General features: G+C 69.2%; 13 protein-coding genes and 2 pseudogenes. 7 read left to right on the plus strand and 8 right to left on the minus strand.

The genetic code is table 11. From position 1 onward, the window contains the following. The 5 genes and pseudogenes from fxsT to ALLO2_RS00895 form a co-directional block, all read right to left on the minus strand. Nucleotides 1-1,959 (minus strand): annotated as a pseudogene (gene fxsT, locus ALLO2_RS27910) (FxSxx-COOH system tetratricopeptide repeat protein); the annotation flags it as partial. 586 nt (nucleotides 1,960-2,545) lie between these two features. Then, nucleotides 2,546-2,908, minus strand: a pseudogene (locus ALLO2_RS23800) (zinc ribbon domain-containing protein); the annotation flags it as partial. Nucleotides 2,909-2,958: 50 nt separating this feature from the next. Continuing rightward, a complete protein-coding gene (locus tag ALLO2_RS00885) occupies nucleotides 2,959-3,261 on the minus strand; it encodes a DUF6342 family protein (protein ID WP_023839993.1) in 303 nt (100 codons plus the stop codon). A 465-nt stretch (nucleotides 3,262-3,726) separates the two neighbouring features. Next, complete coding sequence (locus tag ALLO2_RS00890) at nucleotides 3,727-6,156, minus strand: UvrD-helicase domain-containing protein (protein WP_035729049.1); 2,430 nt, start codon at nucleotides 6,154-6,156, stop codon at nucleotides 3,727-3,729. A gap of 219 nt (nucleotides 6,157-6,375) precedes the next feature. Next, nucleotides 6,376-6,969 (minus strand): DoxX family protein, encoded by a 594-nt coding sequence (locus tag ALLO2_RS00895; protein ID WP_035729052.1) that lies wholly within the window; start codon nucleotides 6,967-6,969, stop codon nucleotides 6,376-6,378. Nucleotides 6,970-7,601: 632 nt separating this feature from the next. On the opposite strand from ALLO2_RS00895, the gene ALLO2_RS00900 reads away from it, so the two are divergent. Then, entirely contained in the window at nucleotides 7,602-8,312 is a 711-nt protein-coding gene (locus tag ALLO2_RS00900; protein WP_011438856.1) for a DUF1918 domain-containing protein, read from the plus strand. A gap of 54 nt (nucleotides 8,313-8,366) precedes the next feature. Here the strand turns inward: ALLO2_RS00900 and ALLO2_RS00905 are convergent, their stop codons facing one another. Then, nucleotides 8,367-9,299, minus strand: a complete 933-nt coding sequence (locus ALLO2_RS00905) for an NUDIX hydrolase (protein WP_023839996.1) — start codon at nucleotides 9,297-9,299, stop codon at nucleotides 8,367-8,369. Between the two features lie 243 nt (nucleotides 9,300-9,542). Here ALLO2_RS00905 and ALLO2_RS00910 point away from each other — a divergent pair, with 243 nt between their 5' ends. The 6 genes from ALLO2_RS00910 to ALLO2_RS00935 are packed head-to-tail and all read left to right on the plus strand — an operon-like array spanning nucleotide 9,543 to nucleotide 14,721. Then, entirely contained in the window at nucleotides 9,543-10,730 is a 1,188-nt protein-coding gene (locus ALLO2_RS00910) for a 4Fe-4S dicluster domain-containing protein (protein ID WP_035729325.1), read from the plus strand. Next, the gene (locus ALLO2_RS00915) at nucleotides 10,717-11,184 is read left to right on the plus strand and encodes a cyclic nucleotide-binding domain-containing protein (protein ID WP_011438853.1); all 468 of its coding nucleotides are present in this window, start codon (nucleotides 10,717-10,719) and stop codon (nucleotides 11,182-11,184) included. Before ALLO2_RS00910 ends, ALLO2_RS00915 begins: the two co-directional genes overlap by 14 nt. Next, nucleotides 11,156-12,115: an FAD/NAD(P)-binding protein gene (locus ALLO2_RS00920; protein ID WP_023839998.1), complete on the plus strand. Its 960-nt coding sequence runs from the start codon at nucleotides 11,156-11,158 to the stop codon at nucleotides 12,113-12,115. Before ALLO2_RS00915 ends, ALLO2_RS00920 begins: the two co-directional genes overlap by 29 nt. 11 nt (nucleotides 12,116-12,126) lie before the next feature. Beyond that, nucleotides 12,127-12,951 carry an oxidoreductase gene (locus ALLO2_RS00925; RefSeq protein ID WP_049761148.1) on the plus strand — a complete coding sequence of 275 codons (825 nt, stop codon included), beginning with the start codon at nucleotides 12,127-12,129 and terminating at the stop codon, nucleotides 12,949-12,951. Further along, a complete protein-coding gene (locus tag ALLO2_RS00930) occupies nucleotides 12,938-14,230 on the plus strand; it encodes a Ni/Fe hydrogenase subunit alpha (RefSeq protein ID WP_023839999.1) in 1,293 nt (430 codons plus the stop codon). Before ALLO2_RS00925 ends, ALLO2_RS00930 begins: the two co-directional genes overlap by 14 nt. Further along, a complete protein-coding gene (locus ALLO2_RS00935; protein WP_011438849.1) occupies nucleotides 14,188-14,721 on the plus strand; it encodes a hydrogenase maturation protease in 534 nt (177 codons plus the stop codon). Before ALLO2_RS00930 ends, ALLO2_RS00935 begins: the two co-directional genes overlap by 43 nt. Nucleotides 14,722-14,770: 49 nt before the next feature. On the opposite strand, the gene ALLO2_RS00940 is transcribed toward ALLO2_RS00935, so the two are convergent. Further along, nucleotides 14,771-15,916, minus strand: coding sequence for a site-2 protease family protein (locus ALLO2_RS00940; protein ID WP_023840000.1), 1,146 nt, complete (start codon nucleotides 15,914-15,916; stop codon nucleotides 14,771-14,773). Nucleotides 15,917-15,994: 78 nt separating this feature from the next. Then, on the minus strand, nucleotides 15,995-16,417 hold the full coding sequence (locus ALLO2_RS00945; RefSeq protein WP_011438847.1) for a molybdopterin-binding protein: 423 nt from the start codon (nucleotides 16,415-16,417) through the stop codon (nucleotides 15,995-15,997). Between the last annotated feature and the right edge of the window lie 2,188 nt (nucleotides 16,418-18,605).

Consider the following 18,605-nt stretch of genomic DNA (forward strand, 5'->3'; position numbering starts at 1 on the left):
CCGTTGGAACATCGGCAGTGCTTCCCCGGCCTGGCCGTGTTCCTGAAGGTAGGTCGCGGCCCGGTCACACAACCACACTAGATCAACGATCTCCATAGGCGCCGCGCTCTCAGGGCCGCGCGACGTTTCGCCCGGATCGGGCACCCGACTGACGACCGTGCGGACGTGCAGGAGTAGTTCCCGCCACCGGGGCCAGTTCTGCGGAGAACGCACGATGTCACCGGGCAGGTCGGCGCGCAGCAGCCGCAGCAACGTCGCGAGGACCACCGGTCGTCGATCGTCCGAGGTGCGCCGACGGGTTGTGGCCTGCACCAGCCGGTGCACCGACACCGCGTCCACGTCCCGGCTGGCCAGCCCATAGCCGACCAGCGCACCCACTACCCGGGTCCACGCCAAACGGTCCGCCACCGCCACCGCCAGCGAACCGTCACCCAGCAACTCCGACCGGCCCGCGAACAGATCCAGCGGAAGCACTTCGGGACCGCAGAACCCCAGCAGTTCCAACAGCTCCACCGCGGCCGGCATCTCCACGGCGAGCCGGGTGACCGACACCTCCCACAAGGTCGCCACCGTCACCCTGGCCCGTTCCGCCACCTCTCCCAGCTCAACAACCTCCTCCAACCGCTCCTCCAACAGCTCGGCGAACTCCCCGGCCGGGGTACCGGTCTGCTCACAGAACGCCGCCGCCTGCTCCACCGCCAACGCCAGATCTCCCAACAGCTCGGCGATCCGATCCGCCGTCACCGCATCCACCCGCGGAACACGACCCGACAGCAGCGTCACCGACTCCGACCGGGACAGCGTCGGGACCTCCACCACCGCACCCACCGCGCGCCAGCCCGCGCGCCGCGACGTCACCACCACCCGACCTCGCCCATCCGACGGACGAAACGGCGCCACCGCGCCGATCTGTTCGGCGTTGTCGAACNCCAGCANCCNCCNCCNCCCCCGCCGTCGCAACTCACCGAACACCCCCGCCGGCTCCACCCCCACCGGCAACCCCAACGCCTCCCCAAACGCCCCGATCTGCTCCGCCACCGTGTCCGACTGCTCCGCCTCCACCCACCACACCGCATCGAAATCCGACGCATGCCGATGCACGTATTCCACCGCCAACGACGTCTTTCCCACCCCGCCCATACCGGCCAGCGCCACCACCGACGAGCCCCGCAGCGCCTCCGCCAGTTCCTCCAACTGCCCCGACCGGCCGACGAATTGCCCCAGCCGTGCCGGCACGTTCCACACCCCCGGCACCCCACCCGGGAACGTCGCCCGCCCTGGCACCGCCCGCAGATCCGGCGGGAACGGCGGAGCTACCTCCGGCTTGTTCCGCCCCCCCGACACCGCCAACCGTGCCGCGCTCACCAACTCCGCCCGCGCCGCCTGCTCCGCACAGCCGAACAGATCGACGCCCACCACCTGCCCCAACAACCCCGGACGATCACAATCCGCGACCCGGAACACCAGCAGCTTGCGCTTCTCGCCCTTCGGATCCGCGGCCCACGCCGCCTGCCACTCCGCAGCCCCAAACACCGACCGGGTATACGCCTCTGACAGGATCGCCACCGTCCGCTGAGCCCGCCGCACCCCCTCATCCATCCCCGCCACCCAGTTCGTGCCCGGCACCAGGTCCCACGCCTGCACCAGAACCCGGAACCCCACCTCCTCCAACGCCCACGCCACCCACACCGCCCACGGCCGGTCCACAACCGTGTACGACACGAAGAAATCCCACCCGCCGTCGTCATCCACGACGCCCCCGCCCGTCACGCCGACAGTGTCCACCCCCACCCGGGCACACAGACCATCGCGGTACGACATCAGACAATCGCTCTCACGCACACCGGCGAGCCGGCCAGCGACGACAGCCCGTCCACCGGGCAGCGACTCGTGTAGCCAACCGTGTAGCCCAGCCGGCAGACCGGGGCGGACCACGGTGGACGCCAGTGGAACCGACACCGGCTCTGGGCCGCACCAGCGGACATCCATGGACGCCCGTGGACGAACCGGACCGACTTTGCAAGGCAGGGGTTAGGGGTTCGAGTCCCCTCGTCTCCACGCGCCGGCTTCGGCTGCTTGCCGATCTTTGATCGGCTGCGCCATCGGCCGTTATGCCTGCCCGGGGGGCGACCCCCGGACCCCCGAGTGTCGGGCTTCGCCCGACCTGGCGGGGGCTGGGTTGTTCGTTATGTAGCCACAGACGGACGGAGCATAATGATCTTGCCGGTTATGCTTCTGGATGAGCACCGCCACCTGGCTGGCCGATGGGCGGCGGGGCCGCGTCAGACGCGGAAGGGCCTCCTATCCGCCAGTCCCGGTGCTGGCGGGGCCGCCTCCTCGGTGCCCGGGGGCAGTCCTACCAGGTGTTCGGCCGTGTGTGGAGGCCGGACAACGCGGCCGACTCGACGAGCACGCGCCCTCACAGCATCGCGTCGGACCGGGACATCGCGGCGTGGACACAGGGGAGGGGACACAGGGGAGGGGACATAGGGGAGTGACGTGGGGATCGGAGTAACCGTTGCATAAGAGCGCCCGATAGCGGCGCTCATGCCGCCTCACCTTGCGGTGAGGCACTCCCGGTCTGACCGGCCGGAGCCGTNCCGGGTTCCCGTTTCCCAGCCGCCCGCCCCGCGGACGGGGTCTTACGGTCGGCTCCACGGGCGTTTACNGTCTCCGANGTACTGGCGGCGACGAGGTTGGACAGGTTGACCGCGGCGTTCAGGTCGCGGTCGCCTACCAGCCCGCAGGACTGGCAGGTGAACGTGCGTTCGGACAGTGTCAGGCTTGCGTGCGGCCGGGCGCACAGCGACGTCAGGATCTCGGTGACGTCGCGCACCAGGTCGTCGTCGACCTCGGCCGGGTCGACGACCAGCAGCCGCCGGCCCAGCGGGGCGAGCATGGCAGCGACGTCCGTGCCGGGGTGGGCGCGGCGGTGCCGGCCCACCCCGAGCTGTCGGGCTACTCGTAGGACAGGTTCGACTGCCCTTCGATCACGCGGCCAGCGATGTAGAGGTCTCCGTTGGAGTCCAGTACTGCGATGATCTTTTTCTGGTTGCCGTGGTGGGTCGTGAAGAAGATCTTGTCGGCTTCCTGGGAGGTGGAGTAGTTTGTGTTGACCGAGAGTTCGATGCTCACCGGTGAGCTGATGAGCACATCCTTCTTGGGCGAGTTCGGGTACTTCTGGTTCTGCCTCAACCTGATTCGGCCGTGGGTGTCGCCCTCATCCCAGTCCGTGGCCAATCCGAGATCAATTTCCGCCATGGTCTGCTCCATTCTGGCTTGCGCGGGAAACCTCTCCTGGCTGGAGTAGGTTCGTATGGTTTCGAGAAAAACCCGGCCATCGGCAAACAGGAGTTAGCAGGAGGCATCTCTGCGTGCGCCGGCGTGGAGAGAACACCGCACGTTCCGGCCGGAATTTTCTCGACTGCCGGCTGCGCTCCTGGNCAATTTTTCTACCCGATCGGACCAGTAAACGGGTGCGTGGAAGTCTCAATAGACAGGAACGATCGCTTCCTTGATCTCCGTATTCCCTGTTCCGGATGGGGCCGTTCAACCATCCGAGTCACAGGCATGAGGGCCACAACACCTCTCCCCCCAGAGCTAGTGATGGAAGCGTATCTCGCGTACGTAGCGTCACATGTCGGAGACGGTGGCGCACGGATATTACCTAAATATATCAAACCAGTTAACCACTGTCCGCTTTTGGGGGGAATCGAACCAGAGTTCCTACCTGGAGCTGTGTCCGATCTCGGCGGGGATCGAGTGGTCCGAGTCGGGTACCTCGCGGATACCGGCCCACACGCTGTCTCGTGCCCTCGTGATGGCCACGTACATCTGTCGGCGTTCCAACTGGGTTCGCTCGCGAAACGCGTCGGCCGATTCGGACGGCCGCCGCGGCTTTGGGAAGAGGTTGCGGTCGGGAATACAGACATGGGCGAAGTCGAGGCTCTTGACCCGGTGGTACGTCCCGACCTTGACCGCCTCACAGCTGGTTCCGTCATACTCCTTGAGGGAAACCGCTGGAATGCCCCGCTCGGTGAGGACGCGCAGCCACCGCGCAGCCGCGGCGTTCGTCGGCACGAGCACCGCCATATCGCCGTAACGGACGTTCCGATTGTCATGGAATTCCACGAGGTGCTCGCAGAGCGCCGCATCCTGCGCCACGGTGCCCGACACCGTGACCTCGCGGATCTCGCCTCCCGGCCGGTCGACGTCGACCTCGCGCCGCCCGCGTTCCTGGACGCCGTCGAGGTCGTCGAAGCTGTCGTCGGCGACTACCGCCTGAGCGTAGCGCAGGATCTTCTCGCGATTACGGTAGTTTCTCCCGAGCACGGTGGAGCGTCCGACGACGGCGACGCCGGCCTCGGCGAGGGTGAAACCGCCGGGATAGATGGACTGCTGGCCATCGCCGACCACGAGCAGGCCGTCCGGCTTGTCGCCGACGAAGGCATGCAGCAGTTGCAGACCGACGCACGTCAGGTCCTGTACCTCGTCAACGATCACCGCGTCGTACCGGGTGTCGGAACTCTCGCGCACCAGGTCGCGAGCCAGGAGCAGCACGTCGTCGCGATCGAGGACGCCGCGCTCTGTCCGGAGCTGCTCGTACCGTTCGTACAGCTCCCACACCGCACGTCGGTGGGTCGGTTGCAAGGGAGTGCTGCGCCCGACGCGTGCCAGCTTGGCGTACTGCTCGAAGTCGGTCAGGCCTCGGCCCTTGACGACTGTCGCGATCTCGTCCTTCCAATATCCGGGAGCCAGGCCGAGCCCGGGCAGAACCGAGAACTGCCCGACCTGCCCCCAGGCGCGCCAGAAACAGGTGTCGGCGGCCTCCTGCTGGTGCCGGTCTGCCAAGCCGTGTTCGCGAAGACAANGTGTGGCGACGGCGTGGACGGTGGCGAACTCGATCCGGTCGACGTGCTCGGGGGCCATCCGGGTCAGCAGTGCGCGGTAGACCGGCCCCAGCGTACGCACCAGCGAGGTGAACAACACCCGTTCCCCGCGGGCGGCCAGATACTTGGCGCGGTGCAACGCGACAACCGTCTTGCCGGTACCGGCTGCGCCGCGGACGCGGGCCGGACCCGACCACTGCCGGCCGGCCAGGCGGGCCTGCGTCGGGTGCAGCCAGGTCATCCACGTCTCGATCGGCTCTCGGGCGGCGGCGTCGAGAAGTTCTTGCCACAGCTCCTCGCGGCTCAGCAGCGCATCCTGATCTGGTGGAACCGATTGCTCGGGCGGCGACAGCGGCTCGGAAGAAGTCGGACGCCCGGCCGGAGCCGGACAGTAGGCCTGAGTGGGACGCTCGATAGCGGCTGGGCTTTCGGTCGCGGCCGTACCGTTCGAAGAGGGACCTGCCCGGCGCGCGACCGGACGGCGGACAGACCGTGAGGTCGGCGCCTCGGCGACCGTGACGGTGGTGACGGCGGCGGCGCGGGGCATCGGCGGGCAACCGCGTGCCAGACGGTCCAGTAGTTGTTCAACGAGGTCCGGTGCCAGGCGTGCGCCACGACGCGCCAGGTCGCGGGTCAGGTCCTGCTCGCCGAGCACCGTCACCCGGTCGAGTTGTGCCCGGACGTTTTTCCGCCTGGCCAGAACCAGCAGCGGAACCNCCTCGGTCGGTGGCAGACCTGCCTCTACCAGCACCTCCTCCACCGCTACGGTCTGATCCAGAAGTTTGCGGACGTCGTCGTCCGCGTCGGCGTCGCCACGCCATAACCGGCCGCGTTCGACGGTGATCTCTCGCCAGTTCTTCACGTCTACCACGAAGACTCCGCCAGGCCCCACCACGATCACGTCGATGTTGGCCCGGCGGGTGCCTGGCCACCGTCGGTCCGGCAGCACGTGCCACCCTGCGTCGTCCATACCGACCAGCACTCGGACCACACTCTGCTCGGCCCGGCCACCGGCTTCCCAGTGCTGGCGGTGGCGGCGTAACTGCTTCAGCACGTCGGTCAGGTGCTGGATCTGTCGCTGGACTCCGTCGATCTCCATCCCGAGCAGGACGGCTTGACCGAGGGCCGACGGTTCTGGCAGCGGGTCGGCGTCTCGCGTCGACGAGGCGGTCGTCGACGAGGCGGTCGTCGGCGGATGGGCGGTCGACGTGCCGGCGGTCGACGCAGCGGTGGCGGGGATGCGCGCTGCCGGTCCATCCAAAAGCACGTCACTACTCCCTCACCTTATGTCACAGGTAAGAGTACGGTAATGAGCCATCGTTTGGCTACGTTTACGGGCAACGGTGGTCTGCAGGCCCTAGGGAAGAGCGGTTGTTCTTGTAAAGGTAAGTCCACTTTCGAACGCTGGTTCGAGCGTGCCGACTCGAACTCTTCGAACACTCTGGCCACGGCCGCTTTCGGCAGAGAAAGATCACGTAAGTTCGGTCTAGACCGCCAGCACGATGGCGGCGCTGATGCCGCCGAGGCCGAGGGCGAAGGCCGCCTCGGGCAGCCCGCCGTCGCGCCGCCGGAAGAGGCGGTCGAGCGCCAGCCGCCCGGCACCGACCGCAGCCACCGTGATCGCGACCACCGCGACGCACAGCGGGTACTCCATGCCGCCGTCGGTTTCCCACAGTCCGTTTGGTGCGGTCACGATCATTGCGTTGATCATCACACCGATCACGGCCGCGGCCGCCAACGGAGTCAGCAGGCCCACCGCCAGGCCGAGGCCGCCGAGGAACTCGGACGCGCCGGCCAGCCCGGCGAAGAAGGTGCCGGGATGGTAACCCAGCTGGGCGAATCCCTTGCCGGTCGCGGTGAGGCCGTGGCCGCCGAACATGCCGAAGAGCTTCTGCGCACCGTGCCCGGCGAGCAGCAGACCGAAGGTCATCCGAAGCAGCAGCAGCCCGAGGTCGGCTGCGGACACGGCCGTGCGGGACGGGCCCGTGCGGGACGGGCCCGGGTGGGAGGCGTCGGGCGGTGCGGGGGTGGCGGGTGCCAGGTGGAGGGATGCCCGGTGCCGCGTAGCGAGCAGTTTCATGTCGAAACCCTGATCCAGGCGAAAGCATACGGTGAAGCTTTGGTCACTACTGTGCCTGCCCGCTCTGCCGGGCAGATACCACCTCGGTCCTCCCCACGCCCGTGGGGGTGATCCGACCGGGGGCAGCGCGCACCTGAGCGGATAGATGGCGATCATCGGCGTCCTGCCGAGATGGAGCGGCCGGGGCGAGCTAGCCCGTCGTGGGCCTGGATCTGGCCGGTCTGTGGTTCGGGCGAGCCAGGCGTGGGTAGAGACTGAAAGTGGTCAGAATGGACACGCTGGGTGATGATCTGCATTCTTCTAGGGAGAAGAGAAGATTGTGACCTTACCCGCGCGACTCGGCGACCGTCTGGCGACGCTCATCCGGTGGCATCTGGACCCGTCTACAACGGGCCGGCGGCGTCCGGCAGGCGGGCGTGTGTGGCGCCGGCTGGGCCGGGCAGCTGCCTGCCGCCAGGACGGAACAACCAGATGGCGAGCATGGAACGCCAGCGCCCTCGGCGGAACTGGTCCGATCTGTTGGGTCTGCCCAGGTCGCAGGCGCGGACGTCCGCGGCGGGGCTGCTCGGCCGGCGCGGGGCTGGGGCCAGGGGTCACTGCCCGGGGGCGAGCACCTTCCTGGAGGGGNAAGCATGGCCGACATTCGTAGCACGATCGTCCGGCTGCCGGTCACCGTGGAGCGGTCCACCACGGTTCGGGACGCGGCGGCGCAGATGGAACGGCAGGGCGTGGGCGCGCTCCTCGTCATGGAGAACGACCGCCTGGTCGGGATCGTCACCGACCGCGACATCGTGCTACGCGGCGTTGCCCGCGGTATCCCGACGGACAGCCGGATCGACGCCCTCATGACCACCGAGGTCATCACCGTACCGTCCGGCGTTGACCTCGAACGGGCCTACGAAATCTTCCGTGACCACGCGATCCGCCGGCTCCCGGTCGTCGACGGCCGCCGGCTCGTCGGCCTGCTGTCCGTCGACGATCTGCTCATCCGCACCGAGCACGAGATGGCCGAGCTGGTACACCCGCTCGCCGATGAGGTCTTTGCCCCCCACCGCGAGGCCCCACCGCTGGCTACCACCGGCGAGGAGCCCGTCGAGCTGGCGCTCGAACTGCCGCCCCGGCGTAGGGCGATGCGCGCCCATCCCGGCGACACCCTGGTTGTCCACCGTCCCACCGTCACGCAACCGGACCGCCTTGGGGAGATCCTTGAGGTGCGCTCGCCTGCCGGCGACCCACCGTTCACCGTCCGCTGGTCCGACACCGGGCACGTCAGCTTCGTCTACCCGGGACCGGACGCCGAGGTCCGCCACCCTCCCGAGGAGGCCCGCAGCGGCACCGGCTGAAAAGGACGACGGGTTCAACCCTGCATGCGTGACAAACACGCACCGTCAGGCTAATCATGCTACGGGATCGTGACGTTCCGCTGCGACCAGCCTGCCGGGAGGGCAGTGCAGCAGCCAGAAGCCGCCCTCCCGTACCCCGAGCTGGTCCGGGACCGGCCAGCACCAGCCGTCCAGGAGCCGTCGGATCAGGTCGGCAACGATGGTGCGCTGGCTACAGATCGCCGTCGGAGTCCCGGACGCCGCGAGCCCCATCAAGGTAGCGACCACCCTCGCCTCCGATCCGGGATAGCCGGTGTCCGCCAGCGCCGGCTCCGGTTCGACGGCGAGCCCGGCCGCGCGCGCGTACGGGGCGAGCGTGGCGGTGCAGCAGGGCAGGTCGGCGCTGATCAACAGGCGAATCCCCAGGCTGGTCAGCAGCGGCACCAGTGCGTTCGCCTGGGCCCGGCCGCGCTCATCGAGCGGGCGTAGCCGGTCAGGCCCGTCCCAGCGCCGATGGTGGGCGGCCCGAGCGTGGCGGATGACGACGAGTGCGGCCGTCGGCGCCGGCAGCCGACCCGCCGGCAGCCGACCAAACTCGGCGAGGACGTGGCGGTCGGTGTCGTAGCTGACCCGGCGCGCCGCATCCCCCTTCGCCAGCCAGGCAAGCCTGTCCACCTCCCGGGTGGGGACGAACGTGCCGGAACGGGCCTGCATCGCCCAGTACCGGACCGTCTTCACCGTCCTGCCGCCGTCCGTCAGGTAGCGGTACTCGCCGAGCGGGGGCCCGAGCCAGGCCCGGTAACCAGTCTCCTCCTCGACCTCCCGCAACGCACCGAGCAACGGATGTTCCCGCCGACGCAGCTTGCCCTTGGGCAGGGACCAGTCGTCGTACCGCGGCCGGTGCACGACCGCGATCTGCCGCCCGTCCCGCGTGGGCCGCCACAGCACCCCACCGGCGGCACCTACGACCCGTACCGGCCTATCCCAGGGATCAGCCGACGACTTCATGCCGTCCAGTCTTCGGCTCCAGCCGCCGCGGCGCCAGGACGACGGGCACATCCCCGCAAGACCCGGTCCCGCAAGCCTCGGTCGACAACCCGCCGCCGGCGGCGCGGATCGCGGTCGGGCCGTCCGCGGCGTCCATCGCTACCAGGGCGGGGATCCCCACCTGAAGCGCATGTTCCCCGACGGCACCCAGGGGTATGGAACTCGCCACAGAAGGTTACCGCTGTCCGGGGAGTGGAGGGTGAGGTGACGGACGCAGGTGTGGCCGAGCTCGTCGTCGAGCCGGCGGTGCTCGGGACGCTCGTTGACGTGCTGCGTGCACGCGGGTATCAGGTCGTCGGCCCGACGGTGCGGGATGGCGCGATCGTGTACGACAAGATCAGTAGCGCGGCGCAGCTCCCGGTGGGGTGGACCGATGTCCAGGAGGCGGGTCGTTACCGGCTCGAGCGTCGTCGCGACGCGGCGCTGTTCGGTTACGCGGTGGGGCCGCATTCGTGGAAGCAGAACCTGCTGCCGCCCCGGCTGCGCCTGCTGACGACCCGCCGCGACGGCGATGGCGGCTTCGGCGATGGCGGCTTCGGGGACGGCGGCTTCGGGGACGGCGGCTTCGAGGTGGCGGAGGAACCGCTACCGCGGGCAGCGGTGGCATTCCTCGGCGTCCGTTCCTGTGAGCTGCAGGCCATCGCGACCCAGGACCGGATCCTGCTCGGGGGGCGCCACGCCGACCGCGACTACGCTGCTCGCCGCAGCGATGTGTTCATCGTCGCGGTGAACTGCCACGAGCCGGGTGGGACCTGCTTCTGCGTGTCGATGAACACGGGCCCGGCGGTGCGGGAGGGCTACGACCTGGTCCTCAGCGAAGTCCTGGCCGGTGACCACCGGCTGCTCGTCGAGGCGGGCACCCCCCGGGGNGTCGAGATACTGGGCGAGCTGGCGGGGCGCCCGGGCGAAGCCGCCGACCGGAGCGCGGCCCAGGCGGCCGTGGATGGGGCGGCCGACCGGATGGGACGCACCGTCGACGCGGCCGACCTGCGTGACCTGCTCGCGGACAACCTCGAACATCCACGGTGGGACGAGGTGGCGCAGCGGTGCCTGAGCTGCGGCAACTGCACGATGGTGTGCCCAACCTGCTTCTGCACCTCGGTGGAGGACGTCAGCGACCTCACCGGAAGTGAGGCGGAGCGCTGGCGCAGCTGGGAGTCCTGCTTCTCGCTGGACCACTCCTACCNCCACGGCGGCAACGTCCGTGCCTCCGGACGCTCCCGCTACCGCCAGTGGTTGACCCACAAGTTCGGCACCTGGCACGACCAGTTCGGAACGTCCGGATGCGTCGGCTGCGGACGGTGCATCACCTGGTGTCCCGTCGGCATCGACGTCACCGAGGAACTGACCGCCATTCGAGCGAACTCCGCGGCCGGCGATGACGTTGGTTGAGGCACCGCTCGGCGAGGTCGGCGTCTTCGCCGGTATGCACCCGGACCACCTCGCCCTCCTCGCCGGGTGTGCCCGGCACGCCATCTTCCGCCCGGGCGACGTACTCCTGCGGGAAGGCGACCCGGCCGACACCCTCTACGTCATCCGGCACGGCACGGTCGCGATCGAAACCTTCGTCCCGACCCGGGGTCTGGTCCCCATCGAGACCGTCGGAGCCGGCAATGTGGTGGGCTGGTCCTGGCTGTTCCCGCCGTACCGGCTCCATTTCGACGCCCGTGCCCTCTCGCTGGTCCGCGCCACCGCCATCGACGGTGCCTGCCTACGCGGGAAGTTCTCCCAGGACCCGGCGCTGGGCTACGACGTGCTGTCCCACCTTGCGCAGGTGCTCATCGAGCGCTTGCAGGCCACCCGGTTGCGGCTGCTCGATGTCTACGCAAACCCGGGCCAGGGCTGACGGCGCGGCCGGGGAGATGACCCCTCGGCCGTTCCGGGTGACCCGCCGCCACCAGGAGACGGGTGACACGTGGACCCTGGAACTCGCGCCGCTCTCCGACGTTCCGATCATCGCCGCACCCGGCCAGTTCACCATGGTCTACGCTTTCGGCGTCGGCGAGGTCCCCCTGTCCGTGACGGGCTGCGACCCGGCGATGGGCGACGACTCCGTGGCGGGCGACGACTCCGTGGCGGGCGACGACTCCGTGGCGGGCGACGAATCCGTGGCGGGCGACGACTCCGTGGCGGCTGGTACCGACAGCCCGCTTGTGCACACCGTCCGAGCGGTCGGCGCGGTGACGGAAGCGATCTGCGCGTCCCGCCCGGGCGACGTCCTCGGGGTGCGTGGCCCGTTCGGGCGAGGCTGGCCGGTAGGCGCCGCAGCCGGGCTGGACGTCGTCGTGGTCGCGGGCGGGCTCGGGCTGGCGCCGCTGCGGCCGGTCGTCCGGCAGATCCTGCGACGGCGCGCCGACTACGGCAACGTGGTCGTGCTCGTCGGCACCCGTACACCCGCGGACATCCTCTACCGCCGGGAGCTGGCCGGTTGGCAGGACCGCACCGACCTCCAAGCCCTGGTGACCGTCGACGGTGCGCGGCCCGGATGGGACGGCCGGGTCGGCGTCGTCACCACCCTCCTCCCGCACGTGCGTTTCGATCCGGCCAGAACCGTCGCGTTCACCTGCGGACCCGAGATCATGATGCGGCTGACCGCACGGGCCCTGGTCGACGCCGGCGTACTCGCCGACCGCATCCACCTGTCCATGGAACGCAACATGCACTGCGGCCTCGGTCACTGCGGCCGCTGCCAGCTCGGCCCGCTGATGCTCTGTCTGGACGGACCGGTCTGCGGCTACGACCGCCTGGAACCGTTGCTCGCCGTCCGGGAGCTGTGATGCCGATGCCGATGTCTACGCCGACGCCGACGCCGACCAGCCCAGCCAGGCCCCGGCTCGCCGTCTGGAAGTTCGCCTCCTGCGACGGCTGCCAGCTCACCCTGCTCGACTGCGAAGATGAGCTGCTCTCGCTCGCCGGCGAGATCGACGTCTCCTACTTCCTGGAGGCATCCAGCGCGACCGTCGACGGTCCCTACGACCTCTCCCTCGTCGAGGGCTCGGTCACCACCGAACAGGACGTGGAACGCATCCACCAGGTCCGGGCCGCGTCCCGGCGTCTGGTCACAATCGGCGCCTGCGCGACCGCCGGCGGCATCCAGGCGCTCCGCAACTTCGCCGACGTCGGTGACTTCCTCGCGGCCGTCTACGCCACCCCGGCGTACGTCTCGACGTTGGCGACCTCCACCCCGATCTCCACGCACGTCCGGGTGGACTTCGAACTCCAGGGCTGCCCGATCAACCCTCGCCAGCTCCTCGAAGTCATCAGCGCGTTCCTCGCTCGCCGACGCCCGAACATCTCCTCGTCCGCCGTCTGCACCGAATGCAAACGGCGGGGGACGGTGTGCGTGATGGTCGCGCACGGCACGCCGTGCCTCGGCCCCGTCACGCATGCCGGATGCGGTGCGATCTGCCCGGCCTATCACCGCGGCTGTTACGGCTGTTTCGGCCCGATGGAGAGCCCCAACACCCCCGCGTTGATCCGCCAGCTACGGGTCCTCGGGATGAACGAGGACAACGTCGACCGAGTGTTCCGGACGTTCAACACCGCCGCGCCGGCATTCCGCGACGCCCCCGGCGAGGGTTCGGGAAGCGGTGAGACCGATGCGCGCGACTAGGACCATCGCACCTCCCCCACTCACCAGGGTCGAGGGCGAAGGAAGGCTGCTAATCAAGATCACCGACGGGCGGGTGGACGAGGCCCACCTGAAGATCTTCGAACCGCCGCGCTTCTTTGAGGCGTTCCTCCGCGGCCGGGCCTACACCGAGCCACCCGACATCACCGCCCGGATCTGCGGCATCTGCCCGGTCGCCTACCAGATGAGCGCGCTGGCGGCCATCGAACAAATCTGCGACGTCACGGTCACCGGCCCACCCGCCGCCCTACGGCGGCTCATCTACTGCGGTGAATGGATCGAGAGTCACGCACTACACGTCTTCCTGCTGCACCTACCGGACTTCCTCGGCTACGACAGCGCACTGCATCTTGCCCAGGACCAGCCCGCCCTGGTCAAGCTGGGACTCACGCTGAAGAAGGCCGGCAACACGCTCATGACGGTCATCGGCGGCCGCGCGATCCACCCCGTCAACGCGCGGGTCGGCGGCTGGTACCGGGCACCACGCCGGCGTGACCTGACCGAGCTTGTCGGGCAACTGGAACAGGCGCGAGACATCGCCCGGGACACGGCCCGATTCACCGCCGCCCTGGACTTCCCCGAAGACGAACTCCACCAGACCTTCGTCGCGCTCCACCAACCTGGCGAATACCCCGTTGAGCGCGGCCGGATCGCCTCCACCGCTGGCCTCGACATCGCCCCGGCCGACTACGACCGGCACTTCACCGAAGAACAGGTGCCCTGGTCGAACGCCCTGCACTCGACCCTGGCCGCGGGCGGCTCCTACCTCACCGGACCGCTGGCTCGCTTCGCGCTGGGCGCGGAGCGGCTGGCGCCCGCCGCCCGCGAGACCGCCGCCGAGATCGGCCTGCGCCCACCGGAGCGCAACCCCTACCGCAGCATCATCGTGCGCTGCATCGAGATGGTCCACGCCGCCGACGAGGCGCTGCGGATCATCGCGGACTACACCGAGCCCGACCCCTCCGCGCTGGAGGCCCCGCCCCGGGCGGGAACCGGATACGGGGTCACGGAGGCACCCCGCGGCCTGCTTTACCACCGCTACACGATCGACCACAACGGCACCATCCTCGACGCAAAGATCGTGCCACCAACCGCCCAGAACCAACGTCCGATCGAAGAAGACCTGCGCGGTGTGGTGGAACGCTTCATGAACCTGCCGGAGCCCGAACTCGCCCTGCGCTGCGAACGGGCCATCCGCAACTACGACCCCTGCATCTCATGTGCGACCCACTTCCTGACTCTCCACATCGAACACGGCTGACCGTCATCGGGATCGGCAATCCCTACCGACACGACGACGCCGTCGGCCTGGCAGTCGCGCGGCAGCTACGCTGCACGCTCCCAGCCGGCGTCGACGTACTCGAAGGCGCCGGCGAGCCGACAGGGCTGTTCGCCGCCTGGGAAGGGGCCGACGCCGTCTGGATCATCGACGCCGCCCATTCCGCGGCCCCGCCCGGAACTGTGCACCGCATACCGGCCAACGAGCGCACACTACCGGCGGATCTCGTCGGGCCATCGACCCACGCACTCGGCCTCGCGGACACCATCGAGATCAGCCGAACACTCGGCTGGCTTCCCCGGCATCTCGTCATCTACGCAATCTGCGGCCATACCTTCTCCGCAGGCCTCGGACTTGACCCCGAGGTCGCGGCGGCGGCCCGAAACGTGGCCGCCGCCATCCGCGCCGAAACAGCGATCTATGCCGCCAGGGAACCTGACGATGCCGCCAGGGAACCCCACGATCTCCGCTGACCGCCGCCAACCGCGGTAGCCGAAGGCCCGCGTTGGCGGTGGGGTTCGGTCACGGGACTTCGCGCGGCCCGGGGGCGGCGTTCATCAGCCACGTCACCGTGCGGCTGATGTCCGACAGGGACAGGATCCCGACGAGTCTGCCTTGATCCATCACCAGGACGCGGTGCTCGGCGCCGGGCTCCATGCGCGGCAGCAGATCCGCCAGCGGGTCGTCGGGACCCGCGATGGTGGTCCGCGACAGTGGCACCATCACCTCGCTTACCGTTACCGTGCCGCTCTTCTCCGGCGGCACCTGCTTGGCGCCGTCCAGGGTCACCAGCCCGACCGGGACTCCGTTCTCGCCGGTCACCGGGAACGCCGAGTGCCGGTACCGGTACAGCGGGCCGGCCAGCAGGTCCGCGACGGTCAGGGCCGCGGGCACCGTGAGCGGTTTCGTCGTCATGGCGTCATGTACCGGGACGCCGGCGAGCACACCGCGCAACTGCGCCTGCCGTCCCTCGGCGGTGGCGGCCGCGATGAGGAACGAGCCGATCAGGGCCAGCCAGAGCCAGCCGAATCCGCCGCCTCTCATGAACACGAGGAGTCCCAGAACGACGAGCAGCCAGCCGAGGACGCGTCCGGCCGCGGTGGCCCCGGCGGTCGCCCGCAGCCGATCTCCCGTACGCCACCACAGGAAGGCGCGCAGCAGCCGCCCACCGTCGAGCGGAGCGGCCGGAAAGGCGTTGAAGACGGCGAGCAGCAGGTTGATGCCCGCCAGCCAGGCCACCACCTCGACCAGGAGTTCGGGCGCGGACGCCAGGGCGAGCAGCCAGGCGCCCAGCACGAGGAGCCCGCCCAGCAAGAGGCTGACGAGTGGGCCGACACCCGCGATCCGCAGCTCCGCTGCCGGGCTCGACGCCTCCGACTTCAGCCGGGCCACCCCGCCCAGCAGCCACAACACGATGTCGTCCACGGCCACCCCGTTGCGCCGGGCCACCACGGCGTGCGCCACCTCGTGGGCGAGCAGCGAGGCGAAGAAAACCACTGCGGCGGCAAGAGCCGCCACCCAGTACACCACCAGGGCATGGCCCGGGTAGGCCTGTGGGAGGCGGCCCTGCGCGAGGCCGAACGCGATGATGCCGAAGATGAGCAGCACGCTCCAGTGGACCCCGATCCGGACTCCAGCGATCCGTCCCACCACGAAGGTCGCCCGCACAGCGTCTCTCCCCTGTTCGAACGTGCCCCGGGACCAAGACCCGGCTCGACTCCGCGGTTAAGCGCGCAGCCGGCCCCGTCAGGCTGTCGCGAGGGCCACCTCCGTCGACTTGACCAGGGCAGTCACCGAGGAACCCGCGGCCAGAGCGAGGTCGGTCGCGGCGGCCAGGGTGATCGCCGCGGTGAGCACGCCGCCNCCGTCGAGGGCGATGTGCACGACGGCCATGGCACCGCCGGTCTCCAGGCTGGATACCGTGCCGCGCAGCCGGTTACGGATGCTCAGACCGTCCACGCCGCCCGTGGCCAGCGCCACCTCGGTGGACTTGATCAGAATCTCGACGGTGGCCCCCACCGAGAGGCCGAGATCCTTGATCGCATCAAGGGTCACCGCGGCGGTGACGGTCTGCCCGCCGGAAAGATCGACGGTCACGGTGCTCATCACCGCACCTTCGGTGATGTCGGTGACGGTTCCGGTCAGTCGGTTGCGGATGCTCAGGCTCATCGGTCCACCTTGTCCTCTCGGGTGCCNCCAGGTGCCGTCAGTCAACTCCTACCCGTCCGTCCGTGCCGCGTACATGCCTCACCTGCAGAAGAGTCGTGCGGAACAGTCGTGCGGAAGGGTCCTGCGGACGAGTGATGTCCGACAGGCGGTCGCGCCTGATCGGTCCGTGCGGGTCGCACCGCCCGCGTCGGGGGGAGCGGGCAGTGCGGTGCCACCGGTTCGCCTACCCCGAACAGGTCGATGTCGACCACCGACCCCGAGAGTCCGGCCTCCCGCACGCAGGCGCCCCGCACCGACAGAACACTGCCTTGACACAACGGATAGGCAGGAAATGTCGCCAGAAGCTCTACTGTTACCCACTGTCATGTCAGACAACACACCTACCTCGCCGCCAGCATGGGCGCCAGGTCACCCGCGCCTGATCCACCCACGTCTGCGACCCAAAGAAANCCCGGCCNCCCTCGGCGGCAGCCCCGCCGATCATCCGACTGGCGTCCACCCCCGCAACAACAGATCATCGTCGTATGACATCGGGCAATCGTGCTGAAGCAACGAAAGCGCACAACATTAAACAACGGCAACTCTCGGCGGACCGTCCGAGCGGCTGCCCCGGGTAGCCGACCGGGTAGCCGAGCCGCGGAGAATCACGATGGCCGATGGCCGATGGCCGGCGGCCGATGGCAACGGCTGCCGACGGTGGAACCGGCGCCTAGGCCGGACTACCCCCAGACTAACCCCCGAGCCAACCTCCGGACTAACCCCGTAGGGGGCTTGCGGAGGGCCTCGTAGGGCTGTTTTCGCTGTACCCGGCTGTCCCCGTCATCCGTATTCCCGACACGCCTGCGGGGAACGGTGTTCNGGGAAGCCGAGAATGTTCCGGGCCATGGCCTACCTCCCGATGAGGGGGCCAGAAGGGGTNCCCCCGCTTCNGGTGTCGGACTNCCTCGTNGGGGTGCGCANCCCTCGCGCTGGAACCGCCGCTGGAGTGCTCCGGAACGGGCGTCGGTCAACGACGTTGAGGGGACCGTTCCTCCTCGGCACCGCGTTCATGGTCGGCCGGATGTCTGGATGTGCGGCTGGCTGTGCATTGTGATCGGTGCGGCGCGGTCGCCCGATCCGCTCGTCGCGCGGCGGTGGTATCACTGGACCGGTCCGACGAGACGGACTGACCTTCGATAAGCCGGACGAGAAGTGGTCGAGCGGTGATTGCCGTGCTAGCTGATACGCTTTCAACAGTTAGCGCCCGCCTGCTAGCTCGGCTGCCGGCTGGAGTTAGCGCAAGTGCGCGCTCACTCATCACTTGCTATAGCGGCACGCCTGCGCCGGTCGCGGCGCTTGGTCGGTTGGGGGCATGGTTGCGGTATGGAAAAAGGCTTCTCGGTTTCCTGCGGAGCCTTTCACGTACGCGTGGTGTTGGCGGCGTTGCGTCGCGCGACCATCGATCCGGGGTTCGGAGCGTTCCTGTGGGTGGTGCCGCGGACCCCCGTCAGCAGTCGTCGGCTCTCGGCCGGCGATCCGCGGCGGCCGACATCTCTCGGCTGATCGGGGTCAGCCAATCGGGACCTGCGTCGAAGCCCGTGACGGGGCCCGTGACGGGACCTGCGTCGAAGCCCGTGACGGGGCCCGTGACGGGACCTGCGTCGAAGCCCGTGACGGGGCCCGTGACGGGGCCTACGTCGAAGCCCGTGACGGGGCCCGTGACGGGGCCTACGTCGAAGCCCGTGACGAGGCCCGTGACGCGGCCTACGTCGAAGCCTGTGACGCGGTCTGGGCCGAATCCTGCGGCTCCCAGCGGGTGCTCGGATACGCCCGACGCAGTTCGGGGGGCGACGCAGTTCGGGGGGCGACGTCGGCGGCGAACCACTCAAGCTGCTCGCGCTGCCAGTCCACCGGCAGTGAGTCGACGCCGATACCGGTGAGCTGCTGGCCGTACAGTTCCCGGTAGTGGTCATCGATAACAGTCGAACCACCGGATTGCCGGCGTCGAATCCCGCCCGCCTGCCTCCGTCGACGGGGCCGGCCGGAACAACCGGCACCGCGGCCTGACTCCACCCCTGACGCCACGGATACGGGACGCCGGACCGGGCGGCCACCGAAGGCATCCACGTCTGTTCCGGGCGCTCAATGCAAGTGCAGCGGCGTCCGGCGAATGCGAGTGCAGCGGCGTCCGGCGAATGCGAGTGCAGCG

Source organism: Frankia sp. Allo2 (genome assembly GCF_000733325.1).
Lineage (GTDB): Bacteria > Actinomycetota > Actinomycetes > Frankiales > Frankiaceae > Frankia > Frankia casuarinae.